The 17,830-nt window shown below is 70.8% G+C and carries 23 protein-coding genes; 12 read left to right on the forward strand and 11 right to left on the reverse strand.

Annotation, left to right across the window (positions count from 1 at the left end):
* Positions 1 to 18: 18 nt before the first annotated feature.
* Together OG371_RS15525 and OG371_RS15530 are read right to left on the reverse strand one after the other, a co-directional pair.
* The gene (locus tag OG371_RS15525; protein WP_329069801.1) at positions 19 to 513 is read right to left on the reverse strand and encodes an SRPBCC family protein; all 495 of its coding nucleotides are present in this window, start codon (positions 511 to 513) and stop codon (positions 19 to 21) included.
* Positions 510 to 857: an ArsR/SmtB family transcription factor gene (locus tag OG371_RS15530; RefSeq protein ID WP_329069803.1), complete on the reverse strand. Its 348-nt coding sequence runs from the start codon at positions 855 to 857 to the stop codon at positions 510 to 512. The genes OG371_RS15525 and OG371_RS15530 overlap by 4 nt, the downstream gene beginning before the upstream one ends.
* Positions 858 to 1,003: 146 nt before the next feature.
* Between OG371_RS15530 and OG371_RS15535 the strand changes: the two genes are divergently transcribed.
* Genes OG371_RS15535 through OG371_RS15545 form a run of 3 tightly spaced genes read left to right on the forward strand, consistent with a single transcriptional unit; the run spans position 1,004 to position 3,389 of the window.
* Positions 1,004 to 1,891 (forward strand): hypothetical protein, encoded by an 888-nt coding sequence (locus OG371_RS15535; protein WP_329069805.1) that lies wholly within the window; start codon positions 1,004 to 1,006, stop codon positions 1,889 to 1,891.
* 20 nt (positions 1,892 to 1,911) lie between these two features.
* Entirely contained in the window at positions 1,912 to 2,547 is a 636-nt protein-coding gene (lipB, locus tag OG371_RS15540; protein WP_329069807.1) for a lipoyl(octanoyl) transferase LipB, read from the forward strand.
* A complete protein-coding gene (locus tag OG371_RS15545) occupies positions 2,541 to 3,389 on the forward strand; it encodes a PHP domain-containing protein (RefSeq protein ID WP_329069809.1) in 849 nt (282 codons plus the stop codon). The genes lipB and OG371_RS15545 overlap by 7 nt, the downstream gene beginning before the upstream one ends.
* Positions 3,390 to 3,393: 4 nt before the next feature.
* Here OG371_RS15545 and OG371_RS15550 read toward each other — a convergent pair whose 3' ends face one another.
* Together OG371_RS15550 and OG371_RS15555 are read right to left on the reverse strand one after the other, a co-directional pair.
* The gene (locus OG371_RS15550; protein WP_329069811.1) at positions 3,394 to 4,032 is read right to left on the reverse strand and encodes a pyridoxine/pyridoxamine 5'-phosphate oxidase; all 639 of its coding nucleotides are present in this window, start codon (positions 4,030 to 4,032) and stop codon (positions 3,394 to 3,396) included.
* Between the two features lies 1 nt (position 4,033).
* Positions 4,034 to 4,825 (reverse strand): hypothetical protein, encoded by a 792-nt coding sequence (locus OG371_RS15555; RefSeq protein ID WP_329069814.1) that lies wholly within the window; start codon positions 4,823 to 4,825, stop codon positions 4,034 to 4,036.
* Between the two features lie 121 nt (positions 4,826 to 4,946).
* Here OG371_RS15555 and OG371_RS15560 point away from each other — a divergent pair, with 121 nt between their 5' ends.
* Entirely contained in the window at positions 4,947 to 5,477 is a 531-nt protein-coding gene (locus OG371_RS15560; RefSeq protein ID WP_329069816.1) for a DUF2020 domain-containing protein, read from the forward strand.
* A 137-nt stretch (positions 5,478 to 5,614) separates the two neighbouring features.
* Entirely contained in the window at positions 5,615 to 6,067 is a 453-nt protein-coding gene (locus OG371_RS15565; protein ID WP_329069818.1) for a DUF6918 family protein, read from the forward strand.
* Between the two features lie 61 nt (positions 6,068 to 6,128).
* On the opposite strand, the gene OG371_RS15570 is transcribed toward OG371_RS15565, so the two are convergent.
* Positions 6,129 to 6,749 carry a hypothetical protein gene (locus OG371_RS15570; RefSeq protein ID WP_329069820.1) on the reverse strand — a complete coding sequence of 207 codons (621 nt, stop codon included), beginning with the start codon at positions 6,747 to 6,749 and terminating at the stop codon, positions 6,129 to 6,131.
* Between the two features lie 205 nt (positions 6,750 to 6,954).
* Between OG371_RS15570 and OG371_RS15575 the strand changes: the two genes are divergently transcribed.
* Positions 6,955 to 7,479 carry a peptidylprolyl isomerase gene (locus tag OG371_RS15575; protein WP_091624434.1) on the forward strand — a complete coding sequence of 175 codons (525 nt, stop codon included), beginning with the start codon at positions 6,955 to 6,957 and terminating at the stop codon, positions 7,477 to 7,479.
* A gap of 37 nt (positions 7,480 to 7,516) precedes the next feature.
* Positions 7,517 to 8,473 carry a rhomboid family intramembrane serine protease gene (locus OG371_RS15580; RefSeq protein WP_329069822.1) on the forward strand — a complete coding sequence of 319 codons (957 nt, stop codon included), beginning with the start codon at positions 7,517 to 7,519 and terminating at the stop codon, positions 8,471 to 8,473.
* Here OG371_RS15580 and OG371_RS15585 read toward each other — a convergent pair.
* Both OG371_RS15585 and crgA read right to left on the reverse strand, forming a co-directional pair.
* Positions 8,470 to 8,889: a PH domain-containing protein gene (locus OG371_RS15585; RefSeq protein ID WP_329069824.1), complete on the reverse strand. Its 420-nt coding sequence runs from the start codon at positions 8,887 to 8,889 to the stop codon at positions 8,470 to 8,472. The two genes, OG371_RS15580 and OG371_RS15585, sit on opposite strands and share 4 nt — an antisense overlap.
* Before the next feature lie 70 nt (positions 8,890 to 8,959).
* Positions 8,960 to 9,226: a cell division protein CrgA gene (gene crgA / locus OG371_RS15590; protein ID WP_091624426.1), complete on the reverse strand. Its 267-nt coding sequence runs from the start codon at positions 9,224 to 9,226 to the stop codon at positions 8,960 to 8,962.
* Positions 9,227 to 9,851: 625 nt separating this feature from the next.
* On the opposite strand from crgA, the gene OG371_RS15595 reads away from it, so the two are divergent.
* From OG371_RS15595 to OG371_RS15605, 3 genes are read left to right on the forward strand one after another with little or no spacing between them, the layout of a single operon-like run.
* On the forward strand, positions 9,852 to 10,742 hold the full coding sequence (locus tag OG371_RS15595) for a class E sortase (RefSeq protein WP_442876161.1): 891 nt from the start codon (positions 9,852 to 9,854) through the stop codon (positions 10,740 to 10,742).
* Positions 10,742 to 10,900, forward strand: coding sequence for a hypothetical protein (locus OG371_RS15600; protein WP_091624423.1), 159 nt, complete (start codon positions 10,742 to 10,744; stop codon positions 10,898 to 10,900). The genes OG371_RS15595 and OG371_RS15600 overlap by 1 nt, the downstream gene beginning before the upstream one ends.
* Positions 10,870 to 11,892: an LLM class flavin-dependent oxidoreductase gene (locus OG371_RS15605; protein ID WP_329069827.1), complete on the forward strand. Its 1,023-nt coding sequence runs from the start codon at positions 10,870 to 10,872 to the stop codon at positions 11,890 to 11,892. The genes OG371_RS15600 and OG371_RS15605 overlap by 31 nt, the downstream gene beginning before the upstream one ends.
* On the opposite strand, the gene OG371_RS15610 is transcribed toward OG371_RS15605, so the two are convergent.
* The 3 genes from OG371_RS15610 to OG371_RS15620 form a co-directional block, all read right to left on the reverse strand.
* Positions 11,865 to 12,257 carry an SCO5389 family protein gene (locus OG371_RS15610; RefSeq protein ID WP_329069829.1) on the reverse strand — a complete coding sequence of 131 codons (393 nt, stop codon included), beginning with the start codon at positions 12,255 to 12,257 and terminating at the stop codon, positions 11,865 to 11,867. The genes OG371_RS15605 and OG371_RS15610 overlap by 28 nt on opposite strands.
* A 92-nt stretch (positions 12,258 to 12,349) precedes the next feature.
* Entirely contained in the window at positions 12,350 to 13,084 is a 735-nt protein-coding gene (locus OG371_RS15615; RefSeq protein WP_329069831.1) for an ABC transporter permease, read from the reverse strand.
* A 16-nt stretch (positions 13,085 to 13,100) separates the two neighbouring features.
* Entirely contained in the window at positions 13,101 to 13,811 is a 711-nt protein-coding gene (locus OG371_RS15620) for an ABC transporter ATP-binding protein (protein ID WP_329069833.1), read from the reverse strand.
* Positions 13,812 to 13,984: 173 nt separating this feature from the next.
* Here OG371_RS15620 and OG371_RS15625 point away from each other — a divergent pair, with 173 nt between their 5' ends.
* Both OG371_RS15625 and OG371_RS15630 read left to right on the forward strand, forming a co-directional pair.
* Positions 13,985 to 15,820 (forward strand): sensor histidine kinase, encoded by a 1,836-nt coding sequence (locus OG371_RS15625; RefSeq protein WP_329069835.1) that lies wholly within the window; start codon positions 13,985 to 13,987, stop codon positions 15,818 to 15,820.
* Positions 15,760 to 16,416 carry a response regulator transcription factor gene (locus tag OG371_RS15630; RefSeq protein ID WP_329069837.1) on the forward strand — a complete coding sequence of 219 codons (657 nt, stop codon included), beginning with the start codon at positions 15,760 to 15,762 and terminating at the stop codon, positions 16,414 to 16,416. Before OG371_RS15625 ends, OG371_RS15630 begins: the two co-directional genes overlap by 61 nt.
* A gap of 52 nt (positions 16,417 to 16,468) precedes the next feature.
* Here the strand turns inward: OG371_RS15630 and OG371_RS15635 are convergent, their stop codons facing one another.
* Positions 16,469 to 17,788, reverse strand: a complete 1,320-nt coding sequence (locus OG371_RS15635; RefSeq protein WP_329073095.1) for an FAD-dependent oxidoreductase — start codon at positions 17,786 to 17,788, stop codon at positions 16,469 to 16,471.
* Positions 17,789 to 17,830: the final 42 nt, after the last annotated feature.

Genomic DNA, 17,830 nt, shown 5'->3' on the forward strand with positions numbered 1-17,830 from the left:
GTGAGTCCTATGTGGACGCTAGCTGCCCGAGGCCGGTCGTTGCGTAGCCGCGCGGAACCGTTCCAGGTAGAGGGGCCAGCCCTCGCCGGTGTCGAGGGTAAGGAAGCCCTGCCAGCCCTCGCCGTGCCGATCGAGGTGCCGGTGCTCGATCACCACCCGGGTGCGTTCGGGAGCCTCGGCCGCGAATCGGATCTCCACCTCGCTGGTGTGGTCCGGGTCGGTCTCCAGCTGCCATCGCGGGCTGATGTCCCAGCTGATGACCAGCCGGTGCGGTGGCTCGTACGCGAGGACGCGGGCCCAGGTGCACCGGCTGCCGTCCGTGCCGAGGTCGTACACGGTGCCGCCGAGCCGGGGCTCCAGCACGGTGCGTTCGACCGGCGCCGCGAGCAGGCTGTGGTCACGGGGCTTGACCTCGTCGAACCGTTCGGTGAACACGCGGAAGGCGTGCTCCACGGGCACGTCGACGACGATGTCGACCTGCAAGGCGGTCTGGTCCTGTGGAGTGGTGCTCATTGCGGTGGAGTCCCTTCCGCTGTGGTCGCGGCCGGCTGGTAGGTCCGCTCGGCCACGTCCTTGAACCTGGTCAAAGTCTTGCGCCAGTAGGAGTCGAGTTCTCGACGCAGCTGGTCCAGGCCGTCCGCTCGCATCTCGTACATGCGCAAGCGGCCCTGCTGGTGCACGTCGACCAGCCGCGCTTCCAGCAGCACTCGCAAGTGCTGCGACACCGCCGGGCGGCTGACCGGCAGGTCCCGTGCGATCTCGGTGACCGAGCACGCCCCGTCGGCGACCCGGGCGAACACGCGGCGCCGGGTGGGGTCGGCGAGGGCCTGCCACGGATCAGCGGTCGAGATCGCCATGATGCGTAAGCTACTACTTACGCGTCAGGTTGTCGAACACCGGCTCCGAGGTGGGTCATTCGGAATCCGCGCTCGCGCGGGTGAAGCTCCCCGGATGACCGAACTGTTCAAGACACCCGCCGCGCCTGCGTGTCACCGTGAACAACGTGACTGTGAACCTGAACGCCGCCGCTTCCTTCCTCGCCACGCACGCCCGGGTGCTCGACCGGCGGCGGTTCGAAATGCTCACCGGGAAGACCGAACCGCAGGCCGTGCTCGCGGCCGTCGAGGGGTACCGGAATGCCGATGGCGGGTACGGCTGGGGGCTTGAGCCCGATCTGCGCGCGCCGGAGAGCCAGCCGGGTGGGGCGCTGCACGCCTTTGAGGTCTTCGAAGAGGTCGCGCCGACGGCCACGCCGCTGGCGGCCGAGCTGTGTGACTGGCTGGAGTCCGTTTCGCTGCCGGGCGGCGGGCTGCCGTTCGCGTTCCCGGTGGCCGACCCGGCTGGGTGTGCTCCGTTCTGGACCCAGTCGGCGCCGACCTTCTCCTTGCAGAGCACGGCTTTTGTCGCCGGCACGGCGCTGCGGGTCGCCGCGCACGATGAGGCCGTCGCGAAACACCCGTGGCTGACGGCGGCGACCGACACCTGCGTCGAAGCCATCCGGCGGGTCGAAAGCGCGCCGCACGCCATCGAGCTTTCGTTCGCGATCCGGTTCCTCGACGCGGCGCACGCCACCCGCCCGGAAGCGGACGAGCTGCTCGACCACCTCGGGAAGTTCCTGCCCGGCAACGGAATCCTCCACGTCGCGGGCGGGGCGGACGACGAGTTCATGCGCCCGCTCGACTTCTCCCCGGCCCCCGGGCCGGCACGGAAACTCTTCGACCGCAAGTCCGTCGAAACCGAGTTGGACGACCTCGAAGCCAAGCAGCAGGACGACGGCGGCTGGCCCGTCGTGTTCGCCAGCTACTCACCCGCGGCCACGCTCGAATGGCGCGGTTACGCCACCGTCGCCGCGATTTCGGTGCTGAAGGCCAACTCCCGCGTCAGCTGGTGAGCCTGGCCTAGGGTGGTGGCATGGGCTGGCCGATAAAGCGGGTCGACCTGGGCGTCGTCGAGTACGAGCGGGCCGCCCGGGACATGCGGGAGTGGGTTGTGCAGCGGCAGGAGGGCCGGGTGGACGACCGGCTGTTCCTGCTCAGCCATCCGTCGGTGGTGACGTACGGGCCGCAGACCCGGCCCGACGAGCTGCCGCCGGAGACCGCCGGGCTGCCGGCCATTCCCGTCGACCGCGGCGGGTACGCCACCTACCACGGACCCGGCCAGCTCGTCGGCTACCTGGTGCTCGACGTGCGCGAGCGCGGGCCCGTCGACATCGTGCGCTGGCTGGAGAACGGCCTCGTCGAGGCGCTCGCGGACCTCGGGTTCGCGACCGTCCGCCGGGACACGCCGAAGGGCGGAGCGAGCCTCGTCGGCGTGTGGACGCCGGACGGGCGCAAGCTCGTGTCCATCGGCATGCGCATCCGCGGCGGCGTGACGAGCCACGGGTTCGCGCTGAACGTGGACCCGGACATGGCGGCGTTCCACGCGTTCACCGCCTGCCGGCTCGCCGACGTCACCATGGTGTCGCTGCGGGAAATCGCGCTGGAGCAAGGAAAAGCGGTGCCCAGCGACGCCGAGGTGCGTGACGCCGTGGCGGCCGCGCTGTGCTGAGGCCGCTGCCGCCGGACGGGCACGTGCACACGGAGTGGTCCTGGGACACCGTCACCGGCTCGATGGTCCGCTCGTGCGAGCGGGCGCTGGAACTCGGGCTGCCGTCGCTGGCCTTCACCGAGCACGCCGACCTCACGCCGTGGTTGATCCCCGAGCCGATCCGGCCGCACCTGCCCGAGCACTTCCGCGTGCGGCTGCGGCCCGACGGCGTGCTGGAGCCACCCGACCTCGACGTCGACGGGTACCTGGCGGGTGTGCAGGAATGCCGCGAACGATTCCCTGATCTGCGAATCCTGTCCGGCGTCGAGCTGAGCGAGCCGCATTGGCACCGCGATCGCGCCGACGCGCTCCTGGCGGCGCACGACTTCGAGCGGGTGCTCGGCTCCGTGCATTCGCTGCCGGACGGCGAGCACCACCACGAGCTGAGCGTGATCTCCCAGCGCCCGGCCGCCGACGTGATGCGCGCGTACCTCGCCGAGGCGCTGGAGCTCGTCGAGTCCACAGCGGACTTCGCCGTGCTGGCGCACATCGACTACGGCGTGCGGTCGTGGCCCGCCGAGCAGCCGCCGTTCGCCGCCGGGGACTTCGAGGAGGAGTTCCGCACGGTGCTGCGCGCCCTCGCCGACAGCGGGCGGGTGCTCGAGGTCAACACCAAAGTCCCGCTGGCCAGGGAAATCGTGCGCTGGTGGTTCGAAGTCGGCGGCGAGGCGGTGGCGTTCGGCAGCGACGCGCACGAGCCGGGCCTGGTGGGCCACGCCTTCGCGGACGCGGCCGCCCTCGTCGAGTCGTGCGGATTTCATCCGGGACGCACGCCGCACGACTTCTGGAGCCGGCGCGGCTGAGGCGTCACGGCCAGAGGCGTTCGCGCGTCCAGCCTTCGTCCTCGCGCCGGTAGCGGAGACGGACGTGGCGGCGGTCGTGGCTCGCCTGCCAGAACTCGACGACCGTGGGCACGATGAGGTAGCGCGTCCACGTTTCCGGTGCGGCGTCAGGGTTTTCCTCGACCCAGCGCTCGGCCGCGGCGGACGCCTCGGTGAGCTTCTCCGGGTCGGTGAGGACCTCCGACTGGTGGCCGATGAAAGCCTCGACGCGCGAAGCGGGCGGGCGCGCGAGGAAGTCTTCGTCGGAGGCTTCGCGCGGAGCCGGGGTGACGGTGCCGCGCACCCGGACCTGACGGCCGCGCCCCGGCCAGAAGAACGTCAACGCGGCGCGGGGGTTTTCCGTGAGCTGCCGGCCCTTCGGGCTTTCCGCGCTGGTCGCGACGGCCCAGCCGGCCGGGCCGACGTCCTTGAGGATCACCACCCGCGCATCGGGGGCGCCGTCTTCATCCACTGTGGACAGTGTGACGGCGTGCGGGGCGAGCACGTGCTCGCCGGCCTCGGTGAGCCAGGTCAGGAAGAGGTCTTCCGGGGCGTCCGAGGCCAGATCGGGGTCGAAGCCGGGGAGTTCGGCCGGGAAGGACGCCCAGCCGCGCAGCGAAACCATGTCACTGACCGTACGGGGGACGGCCCGGCGGCGGGTAGTGCGGAGGCTGCGGCCCCGGTGGCCCGGCCGCGGGCGGCGGCGCGGTCGGCGGCTGCTCGCCGGGCGGGATCTGCTGACCGGGGAAACCACCGGGGCCGGGGCCTCCGGGCTGCTCGGGCGGAACCTGTTGCTGCTGCGGGTAACCGGGCTGTCCCGGGTAACCGCCTTGCCCACCGGGCGGAACCTGCGGCTGTCCCGGATAACCCCCAGGCGCACCAGCCTGTTGCGGATACCCACCGGGCATCTGCCCCGCCTGCCACTGCAACTGCTGGTAAGCCTCCATCGGCTCCGGGAAGCAGAACTGCAGCTTCGCGTTCACCGCGCCGTGCATGGCGGCGCCCCACATTTTGCCGCCGATCCAGGCGTAGCGGGGGCCGGTGGGGTCGACCGCGACCATGCGGGTCTCGCCGCCGAACTGGTTGGTCGTCTTGGCCGCGGCGAGCTGGGCGGCGTCCGGGTACACGCGGCCGACGAGGCCGGCGATGACCACCGAGGCGGCCGTCCAGCCGACGGTGCCCTGCACGTTCGCCCGGGCGTGCTGGGTGGCCAGCCCGGTGAACTGGGACAGCGTCTGCGCGGTGATGTCCGGGTACGCGGCGGCCACCACGCAGTAGTTCATCGTGGACAACATGATCGACTCGGCGAAGAGCCCGACCACGGCCGTTGCCGGGCCGATCTGGACGCTGCTGAGCCAGCCGCCGCTGCGCTGCACGCGCTCGGCCACCACCTGCAGGTACTGCTCCGGTGTGAGCAACTCTCCCGACCTCCCAGAAATGGCGTCGCCGCCTGGATATCGTCGCACGCCGGGTCGTGACGCCCCGGTCAGCTTCGGCCTTCACCCCCGTGTGAGGCGGACATGATTGACTGTGCCCGCCATGCGACGAATCCTCGTTCTCGCGCCCGCCCTGGTGCTCCTCGCCGGCTGCGGAGCGTCGACCCAGATTTCGGGCACGCCCGCGCCCGCCCCCACCACGGCGGCCGGCTCCGCGGCGGCGGGCCTGCCGCCCGACCCGAAGCCCGCGAAGACGGCCGACTGCCCGTACCTGGACAGCCTGGCGGTGGAGGACGCGAACGGCCAGCACGTGTCGAAGGTGCAGGTGTCGGACGACCAGCCGCACCCCGCCTGCTTCTTCTACCGGCCCGACGGGAACTTGCAGCTCACCGTGCAGGTGTACGTCGGCAAGCCGGATGTCGCGACGGCACTGGTCAACAAGGTCGCGCCGATCGAGACGTCCAACCCGGCTTCGGATCCGCCGGGGTGGAAGGGCGGCTACCAGCCCTCCGGTGACGGTGTGGTGTACGCCGTCTCGAAAGGGGAGGCTGCCGTCATCGTGACGAGTAACCAGAAGCAGAGCATCAAGGCACGCAAAGTGGCGAAAAATGCTATCGCTGCCCTGAAGCTCTGAGTAGTGGCCTCCACACGGGTGAGTGAAGTTGATCTTGTATTACCCTGTGCGTCACGCGCAGGCCTGGAGCACTCGCGCGGGCGGGTGCCCGTCCGGCACCACATGCACTTCGCCATTCGACGACAAGGACAAGATTCGTGGCTGACACCCTCAAGGAAATCCTGCTCGACTCCAGCCGTCGCCCGACGGTCGTGACCGACCTCGAAGGCCTCGTGGACGCCGAGGTGTCCGACAAGGGCGGGGTCTCCGGCGCCGTTGTGAAGACCGGCTTCGCCGCGGTCAAGAAGATCAAGCCGGGCATCATCCCGTCCGCGGTCGACACGCTGCTGGACGACTTCGCCGGTGCGCTCGAGCCCTTCTACGGCGACTACAAGGCCAAGGGCGGCAACGACTTCGGTGCCTACCTGACCAGCCGCTCGGACGAGGCCTCCGACGCGCTGCTGACCGTCACGGACAGCCGCGCGGACCGCAGCAGCCGCGACAGCATCAAGAAGGTCTACTCGAAGCTGCGCCCGAACGGCAAGAAGAACGTCGAGGAGGCGCTGCCCCGCCTCGGCCAGCTGATCGACAAGCACGCCGCCACGGCCTGATCGGTCTGAGCGAACGCAAGAGGGCCCCGGGAGCGATCCCGGGGCCCTCTTCGCGTGCGGGTCAGTTCTTCTTCTCGGCCGGCGTGCTCGGCGCCTTGCCGTTCGCCGTCGGGGACGGCTTGGCCTCGGCAGCCGGCTTGGCGGCCGGCTTGGCCGGGGGAGCCGGCGGCGTCGCCTTCGGCGGGGCCGGGGCGACCGGCGGCTCCTGCTGACGCGACTTCAGCACCACCGCCGTGCCGACGGCGACCGCGCCGAGGCCCAGCAGCCACGGCCAGCGACGACGCTTGCGGGTGCCCTTGGCCGCGGACTTCGCCTCGACCAACGCGGCCCGGAAGTCCTTCTTCGCGCTCTTGAAGTCCTTCTTGCCGCGGCGCTTCGACTCACCGGCGGACTTGGCCGCCTTGATGGCCGCCTTCTTCGCCTTGCGACCGGGCTTCTTCAGCTCGGCGACGCGGGCCAGCGCCTCCTTGCGTGCCGCGGCCGAGCTCTTCTTGAGCTCCTTGCGGGTCAGCTCGGTCTTCTTCGCCAGCTTCTTGCGCGCCCGGCGGCTCTGCTTCGCGAACTCCTCGGCGCCGGCTTCCGCAGCCTTCGCGGCTGCCTCAGCCCCCGCCCTGCCCGCTTCGGTGGCTCGCTTGCGCAGGCCGAGCGTGCCGGACTCCACCGAATCTGCGGCCCGGGTCATGGCCTTCACCTCATCAATCGTTGTGGTACTGCTCTGTTGCCTGCAACCTATCGTGCCCTTTTTCCCGCCGTAACGCTGTGGCTTCCCCGTTCGGGAATCGCCGAAACCTCGGAAATGGGCCTCTTCCTGCAGTCTGACGGGTCACATCCGCCGGGCGCGGCCCCCTGAACCCCCCAAATGTGCGAAGGGATGGCACGATGGCGGCGTGACTGAAAGCGCCCGTAAGGCCACCCTGCACACCAATCAGGGTGACATCCACGTGAACCTGTTCCCCGACCACGCGCCGAAGACGGTCGCGAACTTCGTGGGGCTGGCCGACGGCTCCAAGGAGTACACGCAGCCGAACGCGCAGGGGACGAACTCCGGCCCCTTCTACGACGGCTCGATCTTCCACCGGGTGATCGACGGCTTCATGCTCCAGGGCGGCGACCCGACCGGCACCGGCCGCGGCGGCCCCGGCTACAAGTTCGGCGACGAGTTCCACCCCGAGCTGCAGTTCAACAAGCCGTACCTGCTGGCGATGGCGAACGCCGGGCCCGGCACCAACGGCTCGCAGTTCTTCATCACCGTCGCGCCGACGACGCACCTGAACTTCAAGCACACGATCTTCGGCGAGGTGGCGGACCAGGAGTCCCGCACCGTCGTCGACGCGATCGGGCGTGCGGCGACCGGCCCGGCCGACCGTCCGCTGTCCGACATCGTCATCGAGAAGGTCACCGTCGAGGCCTGAGGCCGGTCCGGAGGGATTTCGGTAGGTTGGTGGCATCGTGAACCAACCGCCGAATCCCTCCGCCTACCCCCAGGCCCCGCAGCCCGGTTGCTGGTGGCACCCGAACCGCCCGACCGGCCTGAGCTGCGCGCGCTGCGGGCGTCCGGCCTGCCCGGACTGCCTGCGCGAAGCCGCCGTCGGCTTCCAGTGCACCGACTGCGTGCACGCTGGCACCCAGCAACAGCGTCAGCAGCACCGCTCGTACCAGGACTCCGGCATGGGCGCCCGCACGATCGCGGGCGCGCGCCCGTCGAACTCCGTGGTGGTCACCACCACGCTGCTCGCGGTGAACGTGCTGATCTTCCTGATCACCGTGCTCCAGGCGAAAAGCCTGTTCGACAACGGCAATTCACAGTTGTCCCAGCTGGGTGAGCTGTGGACGTACCCCACGCTCGGCGGCGGCGAATGGTGGCGGATCTTCACCAACGGCTTCCTGCACTACGGGCCCATCCACATCGCGGCGAACATGTTCTCGCTGTGGATGATGGGCCGGGCGCTGGAGCAGGTCTTCGGCCGCACGCGTTATATCGCGCTGTACTTCATTTCGATGCTCGGCGCGTCCACGTCGGTGCTGCTGTTCGACGCGCCCAACCGGCCGTCCGCGGGCGCTTCGGGCGCGTTGTTCGGGCTGATGGGCTGCTACGCGGTCATCGTGCTGAAGCTCAAGCTGAACCCGTCCGGCCTGCTGATCACGCTGGCGATCAACGCCTACATCACGTTCTCGATCCCGAACATCTCGATCCTCGCGCACGTGGGAGGGCTGGTCACGGGCGCGCTGGTCGCTGTGGCGTTCCTGTACGCGCCGGACCGCAACCGCGTGCGGTGGCAGACGGCCGGGGCGGTAATCCTGGTGGTCGCGTTCATCGGCTTGCTGGTCTACCGCGGCGCGCAGATCCCGTCGCTCGACTGCCAGCTTTCGCTGGTCCGCGGGACCGAGTCGTACGTCTGCGGTTAGCGCGTGCCACGCAGGGCGCTGAGGACGTCCATCACGTCACGGGGGTCCTCGCCGAGCTCAAGGCGCCCGAAGACGTAGAGCTGGTCGCCGTGCTCCAGTTCCAGCGTCACGCCGTCGCGGCCCATCCGGCGGGTGGTGCGCAGCTTGGTCGAGGTCTCGGCCCAGGGCAGCCGGTGCGTGCCGCTGAGCGTGCGGGCCACCAGGCCCTCGGCGTCGACCGCCAGGCGCGGCCGCACGAGGCTCCAGTGGACGGCGAACCCGCCGACGGCCAGCATCGCGACGCCCAGGAGCACCGCGCCCTTGCCGTCGCCGAAGACCAGGTCGGTCACCGCGCCGACCAGCAGGAGTGCGGCGACGGCCCAGGCCAGTACCACAAGCGACCGGCGCGGTGCCCACGAGGTGGGGTAGTTATCCACAGAGGTTATCCACAGTGGGGATGACTCACACCGGTGTAATTCGGTGTCAAGCCGCCGTCCGGAGTAATGGTCAGCGCCAGCGCATCGTCATCAGCAGGCCGACGATCATCGCGGCGAAGCCGATCGCGAAGTTCCAGTTGCCCAGGTCGTTGAGAAACGGAATCTTGGGACCGGCGATGTAGTTCACGATGAGCCAGAGCAGCCCGATCACCATGAGACCGAACATGACGATCTTGTAGAACAGGTTCGACGGGCCCGCGGCCTTGACCTTCACCGGCGTACGGCGATCGGCAGGCGGGGTGTACGCGGTCTTCTTGCGGACCTTGGACTTCGGCATCGTGTTCCTCGCGTGCTGTTCGGGCTCTCCTGGTGGCGGTGCCTGATCCGCGGGGTTCCCCGCTGTCGGGTTGCGCAACCAGCGCCACGTGGACACGTTAACGTAAACGACGGCTCCAGAGCACTGGGCGGGAGCGGTCGGATTTCCGGACTGTGACAACAGCGCCACCTAGCGTTCCTCACGGGGTGCGACGCCGGGCGCGAGAGGAGCTTGCGTGGGAACGCAGGATTGGCCGGGCGAAGACCGCCCGCGGCGCTCCGGGCCTGGGCCGGACGGCCAGGGACGACGTCGCCCGCCCGGCCCCGACGGAGCCGGCAGACCCCGCAGGCAGCCCCCCGGTGAACCACCGCCGAGAACCCCGCCGTCCGGCTCGCCGCAGCCGAGGGCCCAGCGCCCCGGCGTGCCCGGCGAGCCCCCGCGACGGCAGCCCGATCCGCGGAGATCACCCGAACAGAGCAGGGGCGGACGGCCCGTGGACCCGAACCGGGCCCAGCCGAGCCGGCCGCGGCGTGCCGATGACCCGAACCAGGCGCGGTCCGAAGACCCGGCCCGGGCGCGGCCGACCGAGCAGCTGCGCCGTCCCGGCACCGGCCCGGACCCGCGGCGCCGTCCGCCGCGGCCCGGCCTGGCGAACCAGGAGACCGAGGTCTTCGAGGCGGTCAAGGCCGGCGGCGGCACGGCGCTGAAGGAGAAGCCGGAGCCCGCGCCGCTCGGCAAGGGCGGCGTCGCGATCCGGACCGCCGGCGAGGTGCTGATCACCCTCGGCCTGATCGTCCTGTTGTTCATGGTTTACGAGGTCTACGTGACCGACCTGTTCTCGGCCGAGAAGCAGTCCGTGGCCAGCGACCAGCTGCAGGGCGACTGGGCCAAGGACCGCACGCTGCACCCCGAGCTGGTGGACGGCAAGGCGTTCGCCCGGATCCACATCCCCAGCTTCGGCGCGGACTTCAACTTCACCATCCAGGAGGGCACCGGCGAGGACTCGCTCGCCGTCGGCCCCGGCCACTACAAGGGCACGGCGCTGCCCGGCGAGCCCGGCAACTTCGGCATCGCGGGCCACCGCGTCGGCAAGGGCGCGCCGTTCAACGACCTGGACAACCTGAGCTCCTGCGACCAGATCGTGATCGAGACGGCGACCGACTTCTTCATCTACAAGGTGCTGCCCTACGACGACGAGATGAGCGGCTGGGCCAGCGGCAAGGGCGCGCAGCCCGCGTGCAAGGGCGTGCCGACGCTGCGCGACCCGAGCATCGCGGGCGGCGGCGCCTACGACCAGACGTTCGGCCGCAAGGTGGTGCTGCCCAGCCAGGGCGACGCCGTGAACCCGGTGCCGTACAAGCCGTCCGACGTGCTGCCCAAGGCTCAGGAGGCCTCGCTGCTCACGCTCACCACCTGCCACCCGCAGTTCTCCGCGAAGCAGCGGCTGATCATCACCTCCGTGCTCACGCAGCAGGTGCCGAAGTCGCAGGTCTCCGACTACACGAAGCTGCTCCAACAGATCGGCGGTGCCGCCTGATGTACGGCTGGATCTGGCGGCACCTGCCCGGCCCGTTCGCGGCGAAGCTGACCCTCGCCGTAGTGCTGGTGCTGGGCGTGGTCGCGTTGCTGATGTTCGTGATCTTCCCGTGGATCGACCCGCTGCTGTGGTTCAACGACGTCGCGGTCAACAACTGAGGTTCGGCGTTTTCCTCGTCTCCGGGCGGTTTCCGGGGCAGGCGGACGCCGACGTACTGCGCCGGACCGTCCGCGCCGCGGAGGCCGCCGAGGCGGCGGGGTTCGACGACGTGTGGCTCGCGGAGCACCACTTCATGCCGTACGGCGTCTGCCCCTCGGCCGTCACGCTCGCCGGGCACGTGCTGGGCCGGACCTCGCGCGTTGACGTCGGCACGGCGGTGAGCGTTCTGTCCACGGCGCACCCGGTGGCGCTGGCGGAGCAGTGGTCGATGCTCGACGCCGTGTCCGGCGGGCGGCTGCGGGTCGGCGTCGGGCGCGGTGGGCCGTGGCGGGATCTGGAGGTGTTCGGCACCGGGCTGGCACGGTACGAGAACGGTTTCGCCGAGTCGCTGGACCTGCTGCTGTCGGCGATGGCCGGCGGTGGCGTGCGTGCGGACGGCGAGCATTTCGCGTTCCGGGAGGTGCCGTTCGTGCCCCGGCCGGAGCGTCGGCCGCGGCTGGTGGTCGCCTGCGGCGGACCGGATTCCGGCGCCGTGCGGCTGGCTGCCGAGCGCGGATTGCCGATGCTGCTGGGCCTACACGCGGACGACGCGGAGAAGGCCGCCACAGTCGAGGCTTACGGCGCGCCCGCGGAGCACGTTTCGACGGTGCTGTGCCAGGTCGGTGCGGACGCGGCCGGCGTGGTGCGGCGAGCGCTGCCCGGCTGGCTGGCCGACGGCCTCGGCGCGCACGTGACGGTGGACGGCAGGCCCGGCCCGTCGCGCGATCCGGTCGAGTACACCGAGCGGCTGTGCGCGATCCACCCCGTCGGCGACCCGGCCCACTGCGTGGCGACGCTGGAAACGAGCCTCCGGCGTACCGGCGTCGCCCACGTGGGGATGTTCGTGGAGGCGTCCGGCACGCCGGAGGGCACGTGCGAAAACATCGCGCGGATCGGCGCCGAGGTGCTGCCCGCGCTACGGGGTCAGCAGTCCCTGAGTTCCGGGCTCTGATTCAGCAGCTGGCCGCGCGGCGAGACGAACGCGCGGTAGCGGTCGCCGTCCAGCTCGGACGAGCGGAAAACGGCCACCCGGTGGCAGTTCTGGAAGGCCAGCTTCACGCCGAAGTGCCGCTCCAGGCCGCCGCGGATGGCGTCGGAGGCAAGTGCCCGCAGCAGCTGCCCGCGGGCGGTCTCGTCCGGGGGCGGGGTCTCGTTGTCGGCGAACCCGTCCGTGGCGCCGTCGGCCTCGGCGATCACGCCGGTGATCACCTCCCACGCGTAGGGCAGGGACTCCCGCACGCAGGCCACGAACTCCGCGTCGGAGACCTCCCCGCGCTCGGCCTTTTCCAGCAGCGCGGGCGATACGTCCAGAGACAAGAGAACCTCCATGGTCAGTGGGTCCTTTCCTGGCTACCGTCCGGGCCGTCCGCGCCACAAGAGAAAACGATGTTCATCACCACTTCGGTGGACTACTCCCACCGGAACAGCCGTACCGCCAGCGCCGTTCCGCCGAGCGCGAACAGGGCCAGCACGACGAACTGCAGCGGCTGAACGCCGTTGCCCACCCAGGCGTCCTGCAGCGGTTGTGTGCCCGGCGGGATGTACGCGCCGATCCGCTGGACCACGGCGGGCAGCAGCGGCCGCGGCAGGTAGACGCCGCCGAGGAACATGATCGGGAAATACGCGACCATCGCGAGCCCGCCCGCGCCTTTGCCGGTCCGCGCGAGGGACGCGGCGATCAGGCCGATCGCGAACACCGAAACCAGCCCGAGCGCCAGCGTGAGCAGGAACGTCAGCGGGTGGCGCGGCATCGGCACATCGAACGCGACGTGGCCGACCACCAGCAGGACCGCGATGCCCGCGAGCGCCACCACGGCGTGGATCACGAGCTGGGCCAGCAGCAGGTACGAGGGCGGCACGGGTGTGGTGGCGAGGCGGCGGAGCACGCCCTGCTCGCGGTACGTGGCGATGGCGCCGGGGGCGACCTGGAGGCCGAGCATCGCGATCGCGATGACCACCAGCGAGGGCACGAACAGGTCGACGAAGCGGTAGCCGCCGGTGATGTCGCTCGGCTTGGTGAAGCCTGGGATCAGGCCGACGGCGAGCAGCACCGTGGCGGGCAGCAGGATGCCGAGCACCGCCCACATCGGCGTGCGGAGGAACAGTTTCGTCTCGGTGGCGACGAGCTTGGTGAACGTGGGCACGGGTTTCTCCTGGTTCTCAGTCGCGGCCGGTGAGGGTGACGAACGCGTCGTCCAAAGTGGACTTTCCAGTGGTGCCGAGCAGCTCGGCGGGCGCGCCGGTGGCGACCACCCGGCCGGCGTCGAAGACCGCGACGCGGTCGCAGAGCCGCTCGGCCTCGTCCATGAAGTGGGTGACGAGCAGGACGGTCACACCGCTTTCGCGCACGCCTTCGACGAGCTTCCAGGTGTCACGGCGGGCGTGCGGGTCGAGGCCCGTGGTGAGCTCGTCGAGGATGGCGACCTCGGGCCGGCCGATCAGCGCGAGCGCGATGGACACGCGCTGCTTCAGCCCGCCGGACAGCCGGCCGAAGTACGTGCGCTGGTGCTCCTCGAGCGAGAGCCGCCGCAGCAAGCTGTCGACGTCCGCGGGATCCCGGTAGAACGACGCGAACAGCTCGAGCGCCTCGCGCACCCGCAGCTTTTCCGGCAGCCGGCTTTCCTGCAGCTGGACGCCGACGCGCCGGCGCAGCTCGTCGCGATCGCGCACCGGGTCGAGGCCCAGCACGGAAATCGTGCCGGCGTCGGCGGTGCGCAGACCCTGGAGGCATTCGACGGTGGTGGTCTTCCCAGCGCCGTTGGTGCCGAGGATCCCGAAGATCTCGCCGCGCTCGACGGTGAACGAAACCCCGTCGACCGCGACCCGGTTCCCGTACCGCTTGGTCAGCTCGGTGACTTCGATGAGTGGCATGCGGAAAACGCTAGAAGCCCGCGGCGCCCGGCAGAATGATGGTAAAACACCAGCTCGGGTGGGGTTTTGCTGACGCGGGGGTGGGTCCAGCACCACCCTCGTCGGGAGGCTCGGGCCACTGCGCTTCGCCGCCTCGAACGGTCAGACTGAGCACGGTGGGAGGAGGGATCTTGATGGCGTATCCGACGGCGGTGCGGCGGGCGTTCGCCTTGGCCGGGCTCGCGTTGCTGAGCTGGCTCGACGTGCTGGTGGAGCTGGTCACGTTCGTGCTGCTGTGCGTCGGGCTGGTCTTCTTCCTGCCGTCGGCCATCCTCTGGGCGCGCGGGCGGTCCCGGCGGACCCGGGCGCTGGCCGGATCGTGGTGCGGCGTCGAGGTCCCGAGCCCGTACCGGCCGGAGCCGCCGGCGCCGGAACGGGAGCGCGACGGCTGGTACCGCGACGGGAACCAGCTGTTCCGGCGGTCGTGGTGGATCCGGGTCAACCGGCGGATCAACTGGGTGCTGGAGGATCCCGCGGTCGGGCGGGAACTGGTGTGGCAGCTGGTCAATCCGCTCGCCGGGCTGGTGCTCGTGCCGGCCGCGGTGCTGTGCGGCCCCCGCGCGCTGCGGGCTTACGGCCGGTGGACGCGACGGTGGCTGGGATCCCGGACGGCGCGGCCGCGGGGACGGTGGCTCCACCGGCACTCCGAGTCGCTCGGCCACCAGATCGGGATCCTCGTGCTGGGCCTGATCCACCTCGTGCTGGCGTTCGCGCAGCTGGTGGCCCTGCCGTTCTTCCCGTCGGTGGTGGTGGCGGGCCGGGCGGTGCCCGACACCGCCCGCCGCGAGATCCACAACTGGACGGGCATCCGGATCCCCCGGCCGTACCTGCCGCCCCCGCCGCTGCCCGTCCCGCGGGCCGACGGGCTGTTCCAGGTGGGCAAGCAGCTGTACGAGGAGCCGTGGTGGCCGGTGCGGCGGGCGCGGTTCCGCTGGATCCTGCGCGACCCCGCGACCTGGCGCGACCTCCTCGCCGCGGTGCTCGTGCCGTTCGTTTCGGCGGTGCTGCTGATTCCCACGGTGGTGCTGACGTTCTGGGGGATCGGCGGGTTGGCGGCGTTGTGGGCGGGCCGGTTCATCAGCGGCTGGCCGGCCGCGCAGCAGGCCTCGACGCGCTACTTCGAGGTGATCGGCCTTCCCACGATCACGAGTACGGGGACGGCGCTCGCGATCACGCCGGTGGCGCTCGCGGCGTTGGTGCTCGGCCTGGCGCCGACGACTTGGCTCGCGCGGCAGCAGGCGAGGTTCGCCCGGCTGGTGCTCGGCCCGACCGAGGCGATCCGGCTGGCGCAGCGGGTACGCCGGCTGGACCAGACCCGCTCCGACGTCACCGTGGCGCAGGCCGCCGAGCTGCGGCGGATCGAGCGCGACCTGCACGACGGGATCCAATCGCGGCTCGTGGCGATGGGCATGAAGCTGGGCGCGGTGGAAGCGCTGATCGACAGCGATCCGGCGGCGGCGAAGAAGCTGGCGGCCGACCTGCGGACCGCGTCGGCGGAGGCGTTGACGGAGCTGCGGGTGCTGGTGCGCGGGATTCACCCGCCGGTGCTTTCGGAGCGGGGCCTGCTGGACGCCGTGCGCGCGGTGGCGCTGGACAGCCCGTTGAAAACCGAGGTCACGGGCTCGCTGGCCGGCCGCGTCGAGGAGCCGGTGGAGGCGTGCGCGTACTTCGCGGTGTGCGAACTCCTTGGCAACGCGGCAAAACACGGGGCGGCCCGGCGGGTCACGATCTCGCTGGAGCACAGCGACGGGCTGCTGCGCGTGGAGGTCGCCGACGACGGCAAGGGCGGCGCGGACGCGGCGCGCGGCTCGGGACTGCGGGGAATCGAGCGCCGGCTGGGCGGCTTCGACGGTAGGTTGACGCTCACCAGCCCGCTGGGCGGCCCGACCGTGGCGATCGTGGAGGTTCCGTGTCAGCTCGACCCCGAACCGTCGTCGCCGAAGACCAGTACCTCCTCCGAGACGGCCTGACGCACCTGCTCACCGCGCACGGCTTCGACGTCGTCGCCGCGGTCGGCTCGGGCCCCGAGCTGGCGGCCGCGCTCCGGGAGCACCGGCCGGACGTGTCCATTGTGGACGTCCGAATGCCGCCGACGAACACCGACGAGGGCCTCCAGGTGGCGCTGGCGGCCCGGCGCGAGAGCCCTGGCCTGCCGATCCTGGTGCTGTCGCAGCACGTCGAGCAGCTGTACGCGCGCGAACTGCTGGCCGACGGCACCGGCGCCGTCGGCTACCTGCTGAAAGACCGCGTGTTCAACGCCGCCGACTTCATCGACGCGGTCCGCCGCGTCGCCTCCGGGGGCACCGCCATGGACCCCGAGGTGATCGCGAAACTGGTGGCGGGCAACGCTTCCGACCCGTTGGCCGCGCTGACCCCGCGTGAACGCGAGGTGCTCGCGCTGATGGCGGAGGGCTGCTCCAACGCCGCCGTCGCCGCGCGCCTGCACTTCAGCGAGGGCGCGGTCGGCAAGCACACGGCCAACATCTTCGCGAAGCTCGGCATCGCCGCCTCGGACGACACCAACCGCCGGGTGCTGGCCGTGCTCGCGTACCTCTCGGCCGGCTGAGGCTCGTGAGTGTTCATGCCGGTTAGAACCGTCATGAACACTCACGAGCAGGTCAGCCGCGCGAGACCCGGATCATCTCCTCGCGCTCCACGACCTTGACGCGCTCGCGCCCGTGCGGCTCGCCGAGCGACTTCTCGTGCGCGTCCAGCTTCGCCCAGCCGTCCCAGGTGGTGAACGGGATGCCGCGGGCGGCGAGGAAGTCGAGGATCGCGTCGGGGGAGCTGTACTTCGGGGCGGCCAGGGTGTCGGCGTCGGCCAGCAGGCTGGCGACGGTCTCGGCGGCGTCGCCCTTCGTGTGGCCGATCAGGCCGATCGGGCCGCGCTTGATCCAGCCGGTCACGTAAACGCCCGGCAGCTGGTTCTCGTCCAGGTCCAGCACCCGGCCGGCCTGGTTCGGCACCACGCCGGCGACGTGGTCGAACGGGACTTCCGGCAGGTGCGTCGAGAGGTAGCCGACCGCGCGGTACACAGCCTGCACGTCCCAGTCGTGGAATTCGCCGGTGCCGCGGACGCTGCCGTCGCCGGTGTACTCCGTGCGCTCGGTGCGCAGGCCGCTCACGCGGCCGTCCTCGCCGAGCACCTCGGCCGGCGAGTGGAAGAAGTGCAGGTGCAGCCGCTTCGGCCGGCTGCCCTCGTCGCGGATTGCCCACTCCTGCAAGGTTTTCACGACCATGTCGACCTGCTTCGACGCCCGCAGTGCCGCGACGCTGCCCTCGTCGAACTCGATGTCCTCGGGGTGGACGATCACCTCGACGTTCGGCGAGTGGTCCAGCTCGCGCAGCTCCAGCGGGGTGAACTTCGCCTGCGCCGGGCCGCGGCGGCCGAACACGTGCACGTCGGTGACCGGGCTGGCCTTGAGTCCCTCGTAGACGTTCGCCGGGATGTCGGTGGTCAGCAGCTCGTCGGCGGTCTTCGCGAGGATGCGGGCGACGTCCAGCGCCACGTTGCCGACGCCGAGCACCGCGACCGAAGTCGCCTCCAGCGGCCAGGTGCGCGGCACGTCCGGATGGCCGTCGTACCAGGAGACGAAGTCGGCGGCGCCGTGGCTGCCGTCGAGGTCGACGCCGGGGATGTCCAGCGGCCGGTCGGCCATCGCGCCGGTGGAGAAGACCACCGCGTCGTAGAACTCGCGCAGCTCGTCGAGCTTGATGTCGGTGCCGTAGTCGATGTTGCCGAGCAGGCGGATGTTCGGGCGGTCCAGCACCTTGTGCAGCGCGGTCACGATGCCCTTGATCTGCGGGTGGTCGGGGGCGACGCCGTAGCGGATCAGGCCGAACGGCGCTGGCATCCGTTCGAACAGGTCGATCGTCACGTCGGTGTCGGACTTGTCCAGGATGTCGGCGGCGTAGATGCCGGCGGGGCCAGCGCCCACCACGGCCACGCGAAGAGATCGGCTCACGGTAGCCACGGTAAG

The sequence above is a fragment of the Amycolatopsis sp. NBC_01480 genome (assembly GCF_036227205.1).
Classification (GTDB): Bacteria; Actinomycetota; Actinomycetes; order Mycobacteriales; family Pseudonocardiaceae; genus Amycolatopsis.

Excerpts from the sequence above, each read along its gene's own strand:
- OG371_RS15525 (WP_329069801.1), bottom strand. The coding sequence starts at position 513 with ATGAGCACCACTCCACAGGACCAGACCGCCTTGCAGGTCGACATCGTC.
- OG371_RS15530 (WP_329069803.1), bottom strand. The coding sequence starts at position 857 with ATGGCGATCTCGACCGCTGATCCGTGGCAGGCCCTCGCCGACCCCACC.
- lipB (WP_329069807.1), top strand. The coding sequence starts at position 1,912 with ATGGGCTGGCCGATAAAGCGGGTCGACCTGGGCGTCGTCGAGTACGAG.
- OG371_RS15550 (WP_329069811.1), bottom strand. The coding sequence starts at position 4,032 with ATGGTTTCGCTGCGCGGCTGGGCGTCCTTCCCGGCCGAACTCCCCGGC.
- OG371_RS15560 (WP_329069816.1), top strand. The coding sequence starts at position 4,947 with ATGCGACGAATCCTCGTTCTCGCGCCCGCCCTGGTGCTCCTCGCCGGC.
- OG371_RS15570 (WP_329069820.1), bottom strand. The coding sequence starts at position 6,749 with ATGACCCGGGCCGCAGATTCGGTGGAGTCCGGCACGCTCGGCCTGCGC.
- crgA (WP_091624426.1), bottom strand. The coding sequence starts at position 9,226 with ATGCCGAAGTCCAAGGTCCGCAAGAAGACCGCGTACACCCCGCCTGCC.
- OG371_RS15600 (WP_091624423.1), top strand. The coding sequence starts at position 10,742 with ATGTACGGCTGGATCTGGCGGCACCTGCCCGGCCCGTTCGCGGCGAAG.
- OG371_RS15620 (WP_329069833.1), bottom strand. The coding sequence starts at position 13,811 with ATGCCACTCATCGAAGTCACCGAGCTGACCAAGCGGTACGGGAACCGG.
- OG371_RS15625 (WP_329069835.1), top strand. The coding sequence starts at position 13,985 with ATGGCGTATCCGACGGCGGTGCGGCGGGCGTTCGCCTTGGCCGGGCTC.